The following is a 17,250-nucleotide window of genomic DNA, read 5'->3' as shown; positions in this document are numbered from 1 at the left end:
GCCCAGTTCCGGCATGAAGCCCTGGACCGCCGCGAGGATCGCGTAGTCACCGCAGCCGGGGCACCAGCGCACTTCCTGATCGGACTTGAAGTCCCTCATGGACTGCCTGGCCTCGGCCTTGGGAACGAGAGAAAGCGCCTCGATCGTGCCCGTGCCTTCCGTGGACGTCTCAGCCATCGATGGCCTCCTTGAGAGCCGTGGCGAGCTGCTCAGCCTTGAACGGCATGCCGTTGACCTGGTTGTACGAGTGCGCGTCCACCAGATACCTGGCCCGGATGAGCGTGGCGAGCTGACCGAGGTTCATCTCGGGGATCACCACCTTGTCGTAACGCCTCAACACGGTGCCCAGATTCCGCGGGAAGGGGTTGAGGTGGCGCAGATGGGCCTGTGCGATGTCCTCCCCGGCCGTGCGCAGCCGGCGTACCGCCGCCGTGATGGGTCCGTAGGTGGAACCCCAGCCCAGCACGAGGGTCTTGGCCTGGTGCGGGTCGTCGACCTCGATGTCCGGGACGTCGATGCCGTCGATCTTGGCCTGACGGGTGCGGACCATGAAGTCGTGATTGGCGGGGGCGTACGAGATGTTGCCCGTGCCGTCCTCCTTCTCGATGCCGCCGATGCGGTGCTCCAGGCCGGGTGTGCCCGGGATGGCCCACGGACGGGCGAGGGTCTGCGGGTCACGCTTGTACGGCCAGAAGACCTCGGTGCCGTCGTCCAGGGTGTGGTTGGGGCCCTGGGCGAACTGCACGCGCAGATCAGGAAGTTCGTCGGTGTCCGGGACGCGCCACGGTTCGCTGCCGTTGGCCAGGTAGCCATCGCTGAGGAGGAACACCGGCGTGCGGTAGGTCAGCGCGATGCGGGCGGCTTCGAGAGCGGCGTCGAAGCAGTCGGCGGGGGTGCGCGGTGCGACGACCGGGACCGGCGCCTCGCCGTTGCGGCCGTACATGGCCTGCAGCAGGTCGGCCTGTTCGGTCTTGGTCGGCAGGCCGGTGGACGGGCCACCCCGCTGGATGTCGATGACCAGCAGCGGCAGTTCCAGAGACACGGCCAGGCCGATGGTCTCGCTCTTGAGGGCCACGCCGGGGCCGGAGGTGGTGGTCACGGCGAGCGATCCGCCGAACGCGGCGCCCAGGGCGGCGCCGATGCCGGCGATCTCGTCCTCGGCCTGGAAGGTCCGTACACCGAAGTTCTTGTGCTTGCTGAGCTCGTGCAGGATGTCGGAGGCCGGGGTGATCGGGTACGAGCCGAGATACAGCGGCAGGTCCGCCTGGGTCGAGGCCGCGATCAGGCCGTACGACAGGGCCAGGTTCCCGGAGATGTTGCGGTAGGTGCCGGCCGGGAAGGTCTGGGTGGCCGGGGCGACCTCGTAGGAGACGGCGAAGTCCTCCGTGGTCTCGCCGAAGTTCCAGCCCGCGCGGAACGCCGCGATGTTGGCCGCGGCGATGTCGGGCTTCTTCGCGAACTTGCTCTGCAGGAACTTCTCGGTGCCCTCGGTGGGCCGGTGGTACATCCAGCTCAGCAGGCCCAGCGCGAACATGTTCTTGGAGCGCTCGGCCTCCTTGCGGGAGAGCGCGAACTCCTTGAGCGCCTCGACGGTCATCGTCGTGAGCGGGACGGGATGGACGTTGAAGCCGTCCAGGGAGCCGTCCTCCAACGGACTGCTGGCGTAGCCGACCTTCTGCATCGCCCGTTTGGTGAACTCGTCCGTGTTGACGATGATCTCCGCGCCGCGCGGCACATCGCCGATGTTCGCCTTCAGGGCGGCCGGGTTCATGGCGACGAGCACGTTGGGCGCGTCACCGGGAGTGAGGATGTCGTGGTCCGCGAAGTGCAGCTGGAAAGACGAAACGCCCGGCAGGGTGCCTGCGGGCGCTCGGATCTCGGCGGGGAAGTTCGGCAGGGTCGAGAGGTCGTTGCCGAAGGAGGCTGTCTCGGAGGTGAAGCGGTCGCCGGTGAGCTGCATCCCGTCACCGGAGTCGCCCGCGAACCGAATGATCACTCGGTCAAGGCGGCGGACGTCTTTGACCCCGGCCGCTTTGCGCTGTTCTCCTACGACGGCTCCGTCTGCCTGCTCCGCTGGGCTACTGACCTGGCTCGTCACTGAACTGGACCTCCCTCGAGGCGGCTGTCTGGGAGCGGCCTTCCCGCAGGCCCTCCCAATTTCAACCCTACGTCGGTAAGGGTCGCCTTCCCGCGGCCATTCGCATGATGGACACCATTTTGAGACGGCCGGACACCCTGACTTGTCATGATTTACCCGCCCCCTGGTCTTTCCTTGAAGACGCTCCCCGCTCATCCATTGGTTCTGGGTTCCTGGCTTTCCTGGATTCTGGGCTTCTCGTGGCAGATGCGGTGGCACGTGGAGTCGTACCAGCCACCTGACACAGTGTCAGGTGCTCATGAGTTCAGGTAGGTGAGCACGGCCAGAACACGCCGGTGATCCCCGTCACTCTGGGACAGGCCCAGCTTCAGGAAGATATTGCTGACGTGCTTCTCGACCGCGCCGTCGCTGACCACGAGCTGCCGAGCGATCGCCGAGTTCGTCCGTCCCTCGGCCATGAGCCCGAGGACCTCCCGCTCCCGCGGGGTCAGCCCCGCGAGCACGTCCTGCTTGCGGCTGCGGCCGAGCAGCTGCGCCACGACCTCCGGGTCGAGCGCGGTACCCCCCTGGGCCACCCGCACCACCGCGTCCACGAACTCCCGCACCTCGGCCACCCGGTCCTTGAGCAGATAGCCGACACCGCGACTGGAACCGGCCAGCAGTTCGGTGGCGTACTGCTCCTCCACGTACTGCGACAGCACGAGTACACCGAGTCCGGGATGTGCCTTGCGCAGCTGCACCGCCGCCCTGACACCCTCGTCGGTGTGCGTCGGCGGCATCCGTACATCGGCGACGACGACGTCCGGCAGCGCGTCCTGGGCCGCGAACTCGGTAATGGTCTTGATCAACGCCTCGCCGTCGCCGACACCCGCCACGACGTCATGTCCGCGGTCGGTCAGCAACCGGGTCAGGCCCTCCCTGAGCAGCACTGAATCCTCGGCGATGACCACCCGCACCCTGTCCTCCACGATTCTCGGCCCCCCAGAGCCCGTCCCCGGGCCCGCACCGGGACAGCCCGGCGCGACCCGAGTCCCTTCCCGGCCCGCGCCGGGTTCGTCCCCGCTCGTACGACAGCCCCCAGCATTCCAGCATTCGGACCGGACTGCGCCCGGGCAGCGAGAATAGGCACAAGGAGACCTCACCGGGATCTTTCAGCGAGTCCGGCGTGCGAGGACGATGCCGTCAAGGCCGACAGCGGGGGTATGGGGGGCGCAGCACTCCAGGTACGGGACGGGTAAGGGGGAGAGGCGAATGACCCTCCCGCCCGAGGGGCGAAAGACCCCCGAGGGAGCGCCCTCCCGAGGGGCGAAAGACCTCCCCGAGGGTCAAAAAGACCCTCCCACCCTCGCCCCGCACCGATTCATCCCCGCCAGGGCAGCTCCGCCGTAATCCGCGTGGGCCCGCTTACGGGCGAATCCACCACCAGAATCCCGTCCACCGCATCGAGCCGCTCCGCGAGCCCCGCCAGCCCCGACCCGGCGGAGACATCGGCCCCGCCCACACCGTCGTCGCCGACCTGGATCATCAGCCGGTTCTCGACCCGCCACACATCCACCGTGGCGCGCGTGGCCCGCGCGTGCTTGCTGATGTTCTGCAGCAGCTCGGAGACCGTGAAGTAGGCGATCCCCTCGATCGCGGGCGCGGGCCGGCAGGCGAGATCCACGTCGACCTGCACCGGCACCGTGCACCGCGAGGCCACCGCGGACAGCGCCGCGTCCAGACCGCGGTCGGTCAGCACCGCCGGATGGATCCCGCGGGCCAGATCCCGCAGCTCCTGCAACGCCGTCTTCACCTCTCCGTGCGCCTCGTCCACCATCCGCGCCGCGGCCTGCGGGTCCTCCGTCAGCTTCTCCTTGGCCAGCCCCAGGTCCATCGCCAGGGCGACAAGGCGGGCCTGCGCCCCGTCGTGCAGATCGCGCTCGATGCGCCGCAGGTCGGCGGCGGCCGTGTCGATCACGACCCCCCGGTCGGACTCCAGCTCGACCACGCGCGTCGCCAGCCGCGACGGGCCGAGCAGTCCGCGCACCATCAGCCGGTCCACGGTCGTCAGCGCCCGCACGATCCAAGGCGTGGCCATCGTGAAGAGCAGCCCCACCAGCGCGGTCACCGTGATCTCGAACGGGTTGTCCAGATAGATGGCGTGCGTCTCGTCCCCGTAGAGCTGCAGGCCGCCCTGGCCCCCGTACATCGGGAAGAGCCAGAACCACAGCGGATACGTCAGCAGCGCCCACCCGTACACCCAGAAGTTCAGCGCCACCACGAAGGAGAACACCGCCCACGGGAACTGGACCACCGCGTACAGCAGGTGCCGCCACGAGGCGCCGCTCTTGAGCATCGCGCCCATCCACGCCATCGCCCCGCGCTGCTTCATCCGCAGCGGCTCCGGCTCGGACACCTCGACCCCGAGCAGCCCGCGCGCCCGCGCCCGCTCCAGCGCGCCGAAGCCGCGGCAGCCGGCCAGCGCCGCGGCGAGCACCGGTATCCCCAGGAAGGTGATCAGCAGGCCGGCGCCGAGCGAGAACATCGTGATGGCGAACGTGAACATGATGATCCCGAGCGGCAGGCTCAGCATCACATAGCCGAACTCGCGCCAGCTGCGGGCCTCGATCGGCGCCCGCAGCGGGGCCGGGAGACGGTGCCGCCGCTCAGCGGCGTCCGCTCCGCGGAATCCGGGCCCACTGCGGTGCCCGTACTCCTGTCCGTACTCCGTGGCCATCGGTCTCGTCCGTTCTACTCGTCCTGCTCGTCGGCTCGTACCTCAACCCTGCTGCCCACGGGGCTCGCCGACCATGGAGCGGGTCGGCGTCTTGGGGCGGGGGTTTTCCCTACCTCGGGAGGGGACCGGAGCTGTGGCTGGGTGCGTGCTGGGTGCTCGCCGGAGGCTTCCGCGGGGTTCTCGCCAGGGTTCTCGAGCCGGCGAGCCGAGGCGGCGACCCGACGTGGCGGCCCGACGTGGCAGCCCGCCGTGGCAGCCCGAGGCGGCGACCCTAGGCGTACGAGCCCTACCGCGCGGGCTCGTCCTGCCGGTCCCGCCACGGCAGCTCCGCCGTGATGACGGTCGGACCGCCGACTGGCGATTCGATGACGAACAAGCCGTCGACCGCGCCGAGCCGGTCCGCGAGCCCCGCCATCCCGGTACCGCCGTCCAGGCCGGCCCCGCCGCGCCCGTCGTCCGACACCTGGATGAGCAGCCGCTCGTCCGCCCGCCACACATCGACCGACGCGGACCTCGCCCCACTGTGCTTGCTCACGTTCTGCAACAGCTCGGAGACGGTGAAGTAGGCGATGCCCTCGATGGCCGCGGCCGGCCTGCTCTCCAGTTCGGCCGTCACCTTCACCGGCACGGTGCACCGCGAGGCGACCGACGACAGCGCCGCGTCCAGACCCCGGTCGGTGAGCACCGCCGGATGGATGCCGCGCGCCAGATCGCGCAGCTCCTGCAACGCGAGCTTCACCTCGCCGTGCGCCTCGTCGACCATCGTCGCCGCCGCGTCCGGATCCTCCAGGAGCTTCTCCTTGGCCAGACCGAGCCCCATCGCGAGGTTGACCAGCCGGGCCTGCGCCCCGTCGTGCAGATCGCGCTCGATGCGCCGCAGGTCGGCGGCGGCCGTGTCGACCACGACCCCCCGGTCGGACTCCAACTCGGCGATCCGCCGCTCCAGTTCGTCGGAGGGCGACAGCAACCCGCGTACCAGGGCCCGGTCCACGTTCGTCAGCCCCCGCGCGATGAACGGCAGCACCGGCCACAGCACGAACAGCGACGTGAGCGTGATCACGAAGGTGGCGATCCCCCACGGCAGCCGTATGAAGTCGTACAGCACCGTCCGCCAGCCGACCGGGTCCTTCAGGCTCGACCAGAGCCAGCCGAAGAAGCCGGTCCTGTGCACCGGGAGCGGGCTCGGCTCGTCGATCCGCACCCCGAGCAGCGCCCGCGCCCGCGCCCGCTCGGCCTTGCCCAGCTGGCGCGCGCCGCGCAGCCCGACTGCGAGCAGCGGCAGCCCGATGACCGTCACTGCGAGCCCGGCGCCCGTGAACATCAGCGTGACGACGTACACGAAGCCGACGATCGAGAGCGGCAGGTTGGCGAGCAGATGCGCGATCTCCTTCCACGTCTGCCGGTCGAAGGCGAAGCGCGCGGGAGGCAGCCGGTCGCCGTCGGAGGTCTCGTCCGACGGACCGGTGAGCGTGATGCGTTCGGTCATATCCGCTAGCCTGCCCGGCGCCGAGCCGCCGCGCCATGAGGTGGACCGCCGCGATCCACTGGGGAAAACCCCACCCCACAGGGTGCGAATCGGACACGTCCATGGGGCGGGACCCGGGTACGTCGCCGAGGCGGGACCCGGGTACGTCGCCGAGGCGGGACGCGGATGTGTCTAGGCTGGGACGACGTGGATCGTCTACGGGTGGGGCCTGGATGCGTCGACGGGCGGGGCGACGTGGATGCGTCGACGGGCGGGGCGACGTGGATGCGTCCAGGGGTGGACCTGGTGCATCGACAGTGTGGGACGTGGATATCGAGGCGAGGTTCGCTCGGATGCGTCGACGGGGTGGGAGCTGGACACGGTCTCGACGCGGGAGGAGTTCTTGTCCACCTGGCGAGACTGGGACGCGTCTGCGATGGTCCATGCGTGATGGGCTGCTTACCGTCTCTTTAGCAGGCCCTAGACTCCCGTCCGTACAGATCGTCGAACACGGCGCATCACAGAGTGCGCGACGGCGCACTCCGGGGCGCATACGAGGTCAGGGAGCGAGGGGCTGACGTGCCGGAACCGACCGTCGTCGCGGCGGGCTACTTCCAGTCCTACTCGGTCGTCGGACTGCTCGCCGTCGTGGGCGTGCTCTTCGTCGCCGTCGCCTTCGGGGCCGGCCGCCTGCTGCGGCCCGTGGTCCCCACCCCCGAGAAACTCCTGACGTACGAGTGCGGTGTCGACCCGGTAGGCGAGGGCTGGGCCCACACCCAGGTCCGTTATTACGTCTACGCGTTCCTCTACGTCATCTTCGCCGTCGACTCGATCTTCCTCTTCCCCTGGGCGACGGTCTTCGCCGCGCCCGGCTACGGCGCCGCGACGCTCGTGGAGATGTTCATCTTCCTCGGCTTCCTCGCCGTCGGTCTGCTGTACGCATACAAGAAGGGCGTCCTGACATGGACGTGACCCCCTCGCCCCCCGAGCCGGTGCTGCTTCCCGAGCCGAAGCGGCTGGGCGCGCTCGCCCGGCTGGCCCCCGAGCCCATGAAAGTGGTCCTGAACTGGGGCCGCCGCTACTCGCTCTGGGTCTTCAACTTCGGCCTCGCCTGCTGCGCCATCGAGTTCATCGCCGCGTCCATGGCCCGCCACGACTTCATCCGCCTCGGCGTGATCCCGTTCGCACCGGGCCCCCGCCAGGCTGACCTGATGGTGGTGTCGGGCACGGTCACGGACAAGATGGCCCCGGCCGTCAAGCGTCTCTACGAGCAGATGCCCGAGCCGAAGTACGTGATCTCCTTCGGCGCCTGCTCCAACTGCGGCGGCCCGTACTGGGACTCGTACTCCGTGACGAAGGGCGTCGACCAGATCATCCCCGTCGACGTGTACGTCCCCGGCTGCCCGCCCCGCCCGGAAGCCCTGCTCCAGGGCATCCTCAAGCTGCAGGAGAAGATCGCCCGCGAGTCGCTCGGTGAGCGGTACGGGTCCGAGGCGGCACGTCCGTCCGCTGCCGTGCTCCAGAGCGACCTGGTGAAGCCGCCCGTCCCGGGGGAGGACCGATGACCGTCGGCTGGCTCCCCGCACCCGTCGAGGAACTCTTCGGCCCCGAGGCCACGGCCGAGGAGTCGTACGAGGTCCTGACGGTCGACGTACCGCCGACGTCCTGGATCACCGCCCTGGAGACCGCGCGTGACGCCCTGGGCTGCACCTACTTCGACTGGCTGAGCGCCGTCGACGAACCCGGCACCGGTTTCCGCGTCGCGGCCCACGTCGTGGCGCTGTCCCCGGCCTCGGTACGCCGCCTTCTCGTCCGTACGACAGTCCCGCACGCGACGCCCGTGCTCGCGTCGGCGGTCTCCGTGTACGCGGGCGCCCGCTGGCACGAGCGCGAGACCCACGAGATGTTCGGCGTGCACTTCGAGGGCCACCCGGGCCTCGACCCCTTGCTGTTGCCGGAGGGCTTCGAAGGCCACCCCCTCCGCAAGGACTTCGTCCTGGCAGCCCGCGTCGTCAAGGCCTGGCCGGGAGCCAAGGAACCCGGCGAGTCCGAGCACGGCGGCCCGAAGCGCCGTCAGATGCTCCCGCCCGGCGTCCCCGACCCGAACGAGTGGGGCCCCCTCAAGGGCCAGCTCCCGCCGGCCCCGGCCCGCCCGGCCCGCGGCACCGCCCGCGCGGCTGGCGACCGCCCCGTACGCAGGGCCCGCACGGCGGGGGAGGGCTCGGCGAGCCAGGCCGCTGCCGCCGGTGGCGCTGCTGCTGCGGGGGCTGGTGCCGCCGCGGAGGCCTCGGCGCCACCGCGCCGTGCGCGCAGTGCGAGCCAGGGTTCGGCCAGCCAGCAGGGGGCGGCTCCGGCCCCGGAGCAGCAGGCCACCGCTTCAGCACCGGCACCGGCTTCCGCCGAGCCGACGGCTCCCGCCCCTGACCAGCAGGCGACGACGTCGACCCCCGCAACCCCGGAACCGACAACCCCGGCCGGACCGCGCCGCACGCACAGCGCGAGCCAGGGCTCGGCGACACAACGGGCGGCGGCCGCCGAGCCGACGGCTCCCGCCACTCCGGCGAGGCCGCCCGCCGCGCCGCACAGCGCGGATGCTCCGTGGCACCACGCCCGCCCCGCTTTCGACGAACCGGAGCCGAAGCCGGAGCGACGTTCTCCGGAGCCGGGGCCGGAGCCGGGGCCGAAGTCGGAGCGACGTTCTGAGGACCTGTCGGGACCCGCGGCCGGTCCGGAGCCGGACGTTGTCCCGGAACCCGAGGCCGCGCAAGAGCCGGATGCTGTCGCGGGGCCCGGCGCTGTCCCGGAGCCGGACGTTGTCCCGGAACCCGAGGCCGCCCAGGAGCCGGATGCTGTCGCGGAACCTGGCGACGTCCCGGAACCGGATCGTGTCGCGGAACCTGGCACAGCTCCGAAACCCGATGCCGCCCCGGAACCGCCGGCCGAGCCGGACGCTGCCCCTGTTCCTGGCCCCACCGCCAAGCCCCAACCCGACGCCGATCCTGAGCCCGAGCCCGAGCCCGAGCCCGAGCCCGAAGATCCCTCCGGAGGCCCGCAGTGAACGACGCTCTCGACGTCGCCTTGCGACTCCTCGTCGTCTTCGTCGTGTTCCTGACGTTCCCCCTGATCGTCGGTCAGACCGAGCACAAGGTCATGGCTCACATGCAGGGCCGCCTCGGCCCGATGTACGCGGGCGGCTTCCACGGCTGGGCCCAGCTCGTCGCGGACGGCGTGAAGTTCGCGCAGAAGGAAGACGTCGTCCCCACGGGCGCGGACCGCCGTATCTTCCAACTCGCCCCCGCCGTAGCCCTCCTCCCTTACCTCCTCGTCCTGCTCGCCATCCCCATCGGCCCGGGCGAGGGCGCCGTCGGCGAGGTCGTGGACGCGGGCATCTTCTTCGTGCTCGCCGTAATGGGCGTAGGCGTCCTCGGCTCGCTCATGGCGGGCTGGGCATCGGCCAACAAGTTCTCCCTCCTCGGCAGCCTCCGCACCGCCGCCCAGCTCCTCGCCTACGAACTCCCGATGCTGCTGACCGCCGCCTCGGTGGCCATGGCGGCCGGGACGGTCTCGCTCCCCGGCATCGTCGACGCCTTCGAGTGGTGGTGGCTGCCCTGGCAGATCGTCGGTGCGATGGTCTTCTTCGTGGCCGGCCTCGCCGAACTCCAGCGCCCGCCCTTCGACATGCCCGTCGCCGACTCGGAGATCATCTTCGGCGCGTACACCGAGTACACGGGCCTGCGCTTCGCACTCTTCCTCCTCGCCGAGTACGCCGGAATCGTCGTCCTGTGCGGCCTGACCACTGTCCTCTTCCTGGGCGGCTGGCACGGCCCCTGGGGCGCGGACGGCCTCGGCTGGGTCTGGACCCTCCTGAAGGCCGCGATCCTCGCCTTCGTCGTGATCTGGCTGCGTGTCACCTATCCCCGCCTGCGCGAGGACCAGCTCCAGAAACTCTCCTGGACCCTCCTCGTCCCCCTCTCCCTCGCCCAGATCGCCCTCACCGGCATCGTCAAGGTGGTGATCTCCTAGTGGCCCCCATTCCCGGCTCCGGTCTCGCCAAGGGCCTGGCCGTCACCCTCCGCACGATGACGAAGAAGACCGTCACCGCGCAGTACCCGGACGCCCAGCCCGAACTCCCGCCCCGCACCCGCGGCGTCATCGGCCTCTTCGAGGAGAACTGCACGGTCTGCATGCTGTGCGCCCGCGAGTGCCCGGACTGGTGCATCTACATCGACTCCCACAAGGAGACGGTCCCGCCCACGGCCCCCGGCGGCCGCGAGCGCAGCCGCAACGTCCTCGACCGCTTCGCCATCGACTTCGCCCTGTGCATGTACTGCGGTATCTGCATCGAGGTCTGTCCTTTCGACGCGCTGTTCTGGTCCCCGGAGTTCGAGTACGCGGAGACCGACATCCACGAACTCACCCACGAGCGCGACAAGCTCCGCGAGTGGATGTGGACCGTCCCGGCCCCGCCCGCCCTCGACCCCGGCGCCGAGGAACCGAAGGAGATCGCCGCCGCCCGCAAGACCGCCGACAAGCTGGCTGCCGAGCAAGCAGCGCAAGCCGAGCAAGCAGCGCAAGCCGAGCGGGCCGAGCAAGCAGCGCAGGCGGCACCGCCGGCTCCGGCCGGGACCGAGCCCCAGGCTCCCGACCAGGCTTCCGAGCCGGGCGAGTCCCCGGGCACGGGCGGCTCCGAGTCCTCCGAGCCGCGGGAGGGCGAGTCGTGAGCCTCGCAGCAGCAGCCACGGCCGCCGCGGCGCGGGCCACGACCACCGTCGCCGAAAGCCACGGCTTCCTCTCACCGACCGGCGTCGAGATCGCCTTCCTCCTCGTCGGCCTGGTCACCTTCGGCGCCGCGATCGTCACCGTCACCACCAAGCAGCTGGTGCACGCCGCCCTGTGGCTGGTGGCCACGCTCGGCGGCCTCGCCGTCGAATACCTCCTGCTCACGGCCGAGTTCATCGCCTGGGTGCAGGTCCTCATCTACGTCGGTTCCGTCGTCGTCCTCCTCCTGTTCGGTCTGATGCTCACCAAGGCGCCCATCGGCCGTTCCCCGGACGCCGACTCCGGCAATCGCTGGGCCGCCCTGACCGTGGCCGTTGCCGCGGCCGCGGCCTTGGTCTGGGTCGTCGTCGACGCCTTCCGCACAACCTGGGTCGACCTGGACGGCGCCGTCGCCGGCTCCACCGAGGTGACCGGAGCGAGCCTCTTCCAGAACTGGGTCCTCCCCTTCGAAGCGCTCTCCGTCCTCCTCCTCGCCGCCCTGGTCGGCGCGATCGTCCTCTCCCGCAAGGCCGCCGCGGACAAGGCCGCACCGGCCCTCCCGACACCGGGCACGCCGTCGGGCACCCTGCCTCCGAGCCGCACCGCCGCCGACACGACGGCCTCCGGCGAGCAGCCCCCGGCCGAGGAAGGGACCCGCTGATGCACCTCGCCTATCCCGCCGTGCTCTCCGCCCTCCTGTTCTGCACGGGCCTGTACGGAGTCCTCGCGCGACGCAACGCGATCCTGGTCCTGATGTCCGTCGAGCTGATGCTCAACGCCGTCAACCTGAACCTCGTCGCCTTCGACGTCTGGCTCTCCAGGGCCAGCCGCGACACGCTGCACTCCGGCCAGGCGCTGACCCTGTTCACCATCACGATCGCCGCAGCCGAGATCGGCATCGGCCTGGCGATCGTGCTCGCCGTGTACCGGGGCCGCGGCACCGCCGACATCGACAAGCTCCGCGACAGCGCCGAGCCGCACGGCCCCGACGAGGCCACCGTCACGGCAGACGAGAAGGCTGAGGCCACCGCGTGACCACGACCACCCTCGCCGTCCTCGTCCCCCTCCTTCCGTTCCTCGGCGCCGTGGCGGGGCTCCTCCTCGGGCGCACGGCTCCCGGCTTCGTACGACCCCTCGCCGTTCTGCCTCCGCTCGTCTCGCTCGTCCTCGCCGTGCTGGTCGCCGTGCGCCAGGGCGGCGGCCAGGCCATCGACACCCACACCGAGTTCACCCCGACCGGCTCGGTCCCCATCGAGCTCGCCCTGTACATCGACGGCTTCGCCGCCCTCGTCGCCGTACTGGTCGCTTTCGTCGCCTCCTGCGTGCAGATCTACTCGACGGGCTACCTCCGCGACGACCCGCGCTACCCCTCATACGCCGCTCTCGTCTCCCTCTTCACCTCCGCGATGCTGGTCGTCGTCTACTCGGGCGACCTGATGGTGCTCCTGGTCGGCTGGGAGATCATGGGCATCTGCTCGTACTTCCTGGTCGGCCACTACTGGGAGACTCCCGAGGCCCGCGCCGCCTCGATCAAGGCCTTCCTGGTCACCAAGCTCGGCGATGTCCCCTTCCTCATCGGTCTTTTCGCTCTTGCCACCGACGCCGGGTCCTTCCGCATCACCACGGTCCTCGGCACCGTCGCGAGCGGCGGACTGCACCATCCGACGCTGGTCGCGCTGCTGCTCCTCGCCGGTGTGGCGGGCAAGTCGGCGCAGTTCCCCCTGCACACCTGGCTGCCCGACGCGATGGCGGGCCCCACGCCCGTCTCCGCGCTGATCCACGCCGCGACGATGGTCGCCGCCGGTGTCTACTTCGTCGCCCGGCTCCTCCCCGTCTTCCAGGCCTCCTCGGCCGCGATGATCGTCCTCGCCGTCATGGCCGCGATCACGATGGCCGGCTCGGCGCTCGCCGCGCTCGCCCAGGACGACATCAAGCGCGTCCTCGCGTACTCGACGATCGGCCAGCTCGGCTACATGACCGGCGCCCTGGCCGTCGGCGACCGCGGTGCCGCCGTCTTCCACCTCCTGGCCCACGGCGCCTTCAAGGCCCTGCTGTTCCTCGCTGCGGGCGTGATCATTCACGCCTCCGGCACCAACTCGCTGGCCGTCATGTCCCGTATGAAGGATCTGCGGGCCCGAGTCCCCGACGCCTACTGGACGATGACCGTGGCGCTGCTCGCTCTCGCCGCGATCCCGCCGTTCAGCGGCTTCTTCTCCAAGGAGGCCGTCCTCGGCGCCGCCGAGCACGTCGCCACCGGCCACACCGAGCACGCCCCCGGAGCCTCGGGCTGGATCGTCCTTGTCGCCGGCCTGATCACCGCCGTACTCACCGCCGCGTACGCCACCCGCCTGTGGCTGCTGGCCTTCCGCGGCCAGGGCACCGAGGCCCCCGACCACGGCAGACAGCCGCTCACCATGACGGTCGTGCTGTGGGTGCTCGCCGTCCCGTCGCTCGCCTTCGGTCTGGCGTACGGCCCGCTGCCCGACTGGTTCGACGGCCGCGACCTGACGCCGGTCCTCACCACCTCCGTCCTCGGTACGGGGCTCGCTCTGGTCGGCGGACTGGTCACCTACGGCGCCTGGCGGCACACCAGCGCGATGGCTGCGCGCGTACCGCTGGGTGCGGTCGTCGCCCACCCCGATGCCGACGCCGGAACCGTCGAGGCCGAGGCGATCGCGATGCACGCGCCGACGTTCGGAGATGTGGCTTCCGCGTCCGACCCGGCGGACCCGGGCCGACTGCTGCTCGGCCCGCTGCACCGCCATGCGGCCGTCGGCTTCCACCTCGACACCGTGTACTCGGTGCTCTTCGTCCGCCCGGTCCAGGCCGGAGCCTCACTCGTCCGGTTCCTCGACCGCGAGGTCGTCGACACCTACGTACGGGGTGCGGGCGCCCTACCCCGCTGGCTCGGCGCGGCCGTACGGCGCGCCCAGACCGGCAATGTGCAGACCTATGTGAGCGCGCTGCTCGCCGGCACCGTCGTCCTGGTGGTCGCCGCCCTCCTCGTCGCCACGGGAGCGTGAGCAGGCGTGATCGATATCAGTGAATCCGTGATGCAGATCCTTCTGGCATTTATCGTCGTCGGCCCGCTCATCGGGGCCGCCGCGGCTCTCCTTCCGGCCCCGCCCGGGCTGAAGGGGAAGTCACCCGAGCAGGCCGTGCTGCGGCACGGCGTGACGGTCACCGGCGTGGTGCTCATCGCCGCGATCGTCCTCACGCTCGGCTTCGACCACGACCACCCGTCGAAGATGCAGGCCACGACGGACATCAGCTGGATCCCCGCACTCGACGTGCGGATCCACCTCGGCATCGACGGCATTTCCCTCCCCCTTCTGGTCCTGACCGCGCTGCTGACCTTCCTCTGCGCGCTGTACAGCTACTTCAAGATGCCCGCGGGCCCGACCCCGAAGGCCTTCGTCGCACTGCTGCTCGTCCTCGAGTCCGGCACGCTCGCGACCTTCGCCGTTCTCGATCTGCTGCTGTTCTTCCTCGCGTTCGAGATGGTGCTCATCCCGATGTACTTCCTCATCGCCCGGTGGGGCGGTGCACAGCGCCAGGCCGCCGCCTGGAAGTTCATCCTCTACACCCTGCTCGGTTCAGTCGTCATGCTGCTGGGCCTGCTCCTGATCGGAATCAAGTCCGGCACATTCGACATGGTGGCACTCGCCACTGACAACGGCCGCGGGCTGACCACATCCGTGCAGGTCATCGCCGTTTTGGCGATCGGAATCGGGCTCGCGGTCAAAACGCCGATGTGGCCGCTGCACAGCTGGCTGCCGGACGCCCACACGGCGGCGCCCACCGTCGGCTCGGTCCTGCTGGCCGGTGTGCTGCTGAAGATGGGTACGTACGGATTCGTCCGCATTCTGCTGCCCATCGCGCCGGACGGCATGCGCACCTTCGCCCCCTACCTCGCCGCCTTCGCCGTGGTCGGGATCATCTACGGATCACTGGCCTGCCTGGCCCTCGCCAAACAGGGGGCGAAGGGCGATCTCAAGCGGCTCATCGCCTACTCGTCCGTCGGCCACATGGGCTTCGTTCTCCTCGGCATCGCGACCATGACCCCGACCGGCGTGAACGGCGCGCTGTTCGCCAACATCGCCCACGGCCTCATCACCGGCCTCCTCTTCTTCCTCGTCGGGGCGTTGAAGGACCGCACGGGCACGACCGACCTCGACACGCTCGCCGAGGGGACCGGCGCCGCGTTGTACGGAAAGGCCCCGCGCCTCGGCGGCCTGCTGGCCTTCGGCGCCGTCGCCTCACTCGGGCTGCCGGGCCTCGCCGGGTTCTGGGGTGAAATGCTGGCGCTGTTCGGCGCGTTCAAGCCCGCCGAAGACCTCAGCCGCCCCGCGTTTTTGACGTTCATGTCGATCGCCGCCTTCGGCACGCTCCTCACCGCCGCGTACATGCTCGTCGTCGTACGCCGCGTCTGCATGGGCGCGACCCCGCAGCCGGGGAGCCCGAAGCTCGCCGATGTTCAGAGCTACGAGTTCGCGGCCTGGACGCCGCTCGTCGCCCTCACCGTCGTCGCCGGCCTGTGGCCCAGGGCTCTCCTCGGTCTGACCGATCCGGCCGTACAGCAGCTCCTCGCAGGAGGCACCCGATGAGCTCCCTGGTCCAGTCCGTCGACTGGCTCGCGATCGCGCCGCCCACCCTTGCCGCGGTGGTCGGACTCGTCGTGCTCGTCGCCGACCTCTTCATCGGCGAGGCGAAGAAGGCGGTGCTCGGCTGGGTGTCCGTGGCCGGCCTCGCCGCGTCCGCGCTGATGCTGCTGCCCATCCTGGACGGTGATCGCGCCACCTTCTGTCTGACGGGCAACGCGAACGTCTGCAGCTATACGGCGGACCGGTTCACCCTCGTCATCCAGTTCCTGGTTCTCGGTGGTGCGCTTCTCACGGCCTTGCTGTCGGTCACGGCCCTGAAGGACGCCAACAAGGAACTCCCCGAAGGGGAGTTCTGGTTCCTGCTGCTCTCCTCGGCCGCGGGCGCCGCCCTGCTGCCCGCCTCCCGAGACCTCGCGACCCTCATCGTCGCCCTGGAAGTCGCCTCCCTGCCCGCCTTCGCGCTCGTCGGCATCAAGCGCGGCGACAAGAAGTCCTCCGAAGCGGCCCTGAAGTTCTTCCTCTCCTCCGTCACCGCGACCGCCGTGAGCCTCATGGGCGTCAGCTTCGTCTACGCCACGACCGGCACCCTCTACCTCACCCAGGTCGCGGACAAGATCCAGCACGTCGATGGACAGTTCCACGCGCTTGCCCAGACGGGCGTCGTCCTCACCCTCGTCGGCTTCGCCTTCAAGACGGCCGCCGTGCCCTTCCACTTCTGGGTGCCCGACACCTATGTAGGGGCGCCTTTGCCGATCGCCGCCTACTTGTCGGTCGTCGGCAAGGCGGTCGGCTTCTCCGGGCTGATCCTCGTCACCGTCGTCGCCTTCCCGTCGTACGCGGACGTCTGGGGCCCGGCGCTGGCAGCCCTCGCCGCCCTCACCATGACGGTCGGCAACGTCGGCGCCCTGCGGCAGCAGGCCACGCGCGCGTACAGCGCGGTGCGACTTCTCGCCTGGTCCTCCATCGGGCAGGCCGGCTACCTCCTGGTGCCGATCGCGGCCGCCGCCTACTCCAAGGACGCCGAGAAGGCCATCGGCTCCACCGTGGCCTACGCCCTGATGTATGCCGCGGTGAACCTGGGCGCCTTCGCCGTTGCTGCCCTGGTCGCCCGCAGGAGCCCCCTGAACCGCATCAGCGACTACCGGGGCCTGTATGCCGCGAGCCCCCTGTCGGCGCTGCTCCTCGGCTTCTTCCTGCTCTGCCTCGCGGGCCTGCCCCCGGGCATCATCGGTCTCTTCGCCAAGGTCACCGTGTTCTCGGCGGCCGTCGACGCGGGGCTCGGCTGGCTGGCCGTGGTCATGGCCGTCAACGTCGTGATCGCGCTCTTCTACTACCTCCAGTGGACGACCCTGCTCTTCCGTGCTCCTGAGGGCGAGCCCGGCAAGCACCGCGTCCCGGCTCCGCTCACGGCGGCGATCGCCCTGACGGCCGTCCTGGGAATCGCCCTCTCCGGGGCACCCCAGCTGGTCCTGCGCTTCTCGGCCACCGGGCTGTTCTGACATTCACAGGGCACGCGCGCGTGAGTTCGTGGCCCACGCGCGCGTGAAGTGGCGTCCGCCATCACCCGGACGGCCCACGCGCACCGCCGCGCGCACAAGGGAACTAGTGC

Annotated in this window: 14 protein-coding genes and 1 pseudogene; 10 read left to right on the top strand and 5 right to left on the bottom strand. The window is 70.3% G+C overall.

The features are described 5' to 3' along the window. From ACIBK0_RS09445 to ACIBK0_RS09425, 5 genes and pseudogenes are all read right to left on the bottom strand, one after another. Nucleotides 1-177, bottom strand: a pseudogene (locus ACIBK0_RS09445) (2-oxoacid:ferredoxin oxidoreductase subunit beta); the annotation flags it as partial. Continuing rightward, complete coding sequence (locus ACIBK0_RS09440) at nt 170-2,098, bottom strand: 2-oxoacid:acceptor oxidoreductase subunit alpha (RefSeq protein ID WP_399077330.1); 1,929 nt, start codon at nt 2,096-2,098, stop codon at nt 170-172. The gene ACIBK0_RS09440 and the pseudogene ACIBK0_RS09445, both read right to left, overlap by 8 nt. Before the next feature lie 296 nt (nt 2,099-2,394). Then, nucleotides 2,395-3,054 (bottom strand): response regulator transcription factor, encoded by a 660-nt coding sequence (locus ACIBK0_RS09435; protein ID WP_308429378.1) that lies wholly within the window; start codon nt 3,052-3,054, stop codon nt 2,395-2,397. A 404-nt stretch (nt 3,055-3,458) separates the two neighbouring features. Further along, nucleotides 3,459-4,814 carry a sensor histidine kinase gene (locus ACIBK0_RS09430; RefSeq protein WP_399077327.1) on the bottom strand — a complete coding sequence of 452 codons (1,356 nt, stop codon included), beginning with the start codon at nt 4,812-4,814 and terminating at the stop codon, nt 3,459-3,461. A gap of 286 nt (nt 4,815-5,100) precedes the next feature. Beyond that, the gene (locus tag ACIBK0_RS09425; protein ID WP_399077325.1) at nt 5,101-6,300 is read right to left on the bottom strand and encodes a sensor histidine kinase; all 1,200 of its coding nucleotides are present in this window, start codon (nt 6,298-6,300) and stop codon (nt 5,101-5,103) included. Nucleotides 6,301-6,858: 558 nt separating this feature from the next. On the opposite strand from ACIBK0_RS09425, the gene ACIBK0_RS09420 reads away from it, so the two are divergent. From ACIBK0_RS09420 to ACIBK0_RS09375, 10 genes are read left to right on the top strand one after another with little or no spacing between them, the layout of a single operon-like run. Beyond that, nucleotides 6,859-7,251: an NADH-quinone oxidoreductase subunit A gene (locus ACIBK0_RS09420; RefSeq protein WP_399077323.1), complete on the top strand. Its 393-nt coding sequence runs from the start codon at nt 6,859-6,861 to the stop codon at nt 7,249-7,251. Then, a complete protein-coding gene (locus tag ACIBK0_RS09415; protein WP_399077321.1) occupies nt 7,242-7,844 on the top strand; it encodes an NADH-quinone oxidoreductase subunit B in 603 nt (200 codons plus the stop codon). The genes ACIBK0_RS09420 and ACIBK0_RS09415 overlap by 10 nt, the downstream gene beginning before the upstream one ends. After that, a complete protein-coding gene (locus tag ACIBK0_RS09410) occupies nt 7,841-9,337 on the top strand; it encodes an NADH-quinone oxidoreductase subunit C (RefSeq protein ID WP_399077319.1) in 1,497 nt (498 codons plus the stop codon). Before ACIBK0_RS09415 ends, ACIBK0_RS09410 begins: the two co-directional genes overlap by 4 nt. Continuing rightward, on the top strand, nt 9,334-10,302 hold the full coding sequence (locus ACIBK0_RS09405; protein ID WP_399077317.1) for an NADH-quinone oxidoreductase subunit H: 969 nt from the start codon (nt 9,334-9,336) through the stop codon (nt 10,300-10,302). Before ACIBK0_RS09410 ends, ACIBK0_RS09405 begins: the two co-directional genes overlap by 4 nt. Further along, the gene (locus ACIBK0_RS09400) at nt 10,302-11,000 is read left to right on the top strand and encodes a NuoI/complex I 23 kDa subunit family protein (protein ID WP_399077315.1); all 699 of its coding nucleotides are present in this window, start codon (nt 10,302-10,304) and stop codon (nt 10,998-11,000) included. Before ACIBK0_RS09405 ends, ACIBK0_RS09400 begins: the two co-directional genes overlap by 1 nt. Further along, on the top strand, nt 10,997-11,698 hold the full coding sequence (locus ACIBK0_RS09395; protein WP_399077313.1) for an NADH-quinone oxidoreductase subunit J: 702 nt from the start codon (nt 10,997-10,999) through the stop codon (nt 11,696-11,698). The genes ACIBK0_RS09400 and ACIBK0_RS09395 overlap by 4 nt, the downstream gene beginning before the upstream one ends. Continuing rightward, nucleotides 11,698-12,072: an NADH-quinone oxidoreductase subunit NuoK gene (gene nuoK, locus ACIBK0_RS09390; protein ID WP_399077311.1), complete on the top strand. Its 375-nt coding sequence runs from the start codon at nt 11,698-11,700 to the stop codon at nt 12,070-12,072. The genes ACIBK0_RS09395 and nuoK overlap by 1 nt, the downstream gene beginning before the upstream one ends. After that, nucleotides 12,069-14,060 carry an NADH-quinone oxidoreductase subunit L gene (locus ACIBK0_RS09385; protein WP_399077309.1) on the top strand — a complete coding sequence of 664 codons (1,992 nt, stop codon included), beginning with the start codon at nt 12,069-12,071 and terminating at the stop codon, nt 14,058-14,060. Before nuoK ends, ACIBK0_RS09385 begins: the two co-directional genes overlap by 4 nt. A gap of 6 nt (nt 14,061-14,066) precedes the next feature. Beyond that, nucleotides 14,067-15,644, top strand: a complete 1,578-nt coding sequence (locus ACIBK0_RS09380) for an NADH-quinone oxidoreductase subunit M (protein WP_399077307.1) — start codon at nt 14,067-14,069, stop codon at nt 15,642-15,644. Continuing rightward, complete coding sequence (locus ACIBK0_RS09375; RefSeq protein ID WP_399077305.1) at nt 15,641-17,140, top strand: NADH-quinone oxidoreductase subunit N; 1,500 nt, start codon at nt 15,641-15,643, stop codon at nt 17,138-17,140. Before ACIBK0_RS09380 ends, ACIBK0_RS09375 begins: the two co-directional genes overlap by 4 nt. Nucleotides 17,141-17,250: the final 110 nt, after the last annotated feature.

The sequence above is a fragment of the Streptomyces sp. NPDC050564 genome (assembly GCF_044457265.1).
In the GTDB taxonomy this organism is placed as follows: domain Bacteria; phylum Actinomycetota; class Actinomycetes; order Streptomycetales; family Streptomycetaceae; genus Streptomyces.
The sequence above is the reverse complement of the archived record's forward strand: the minus strand, read 5'-3'. Positions and strand labels throughout refer to the sequence as shown.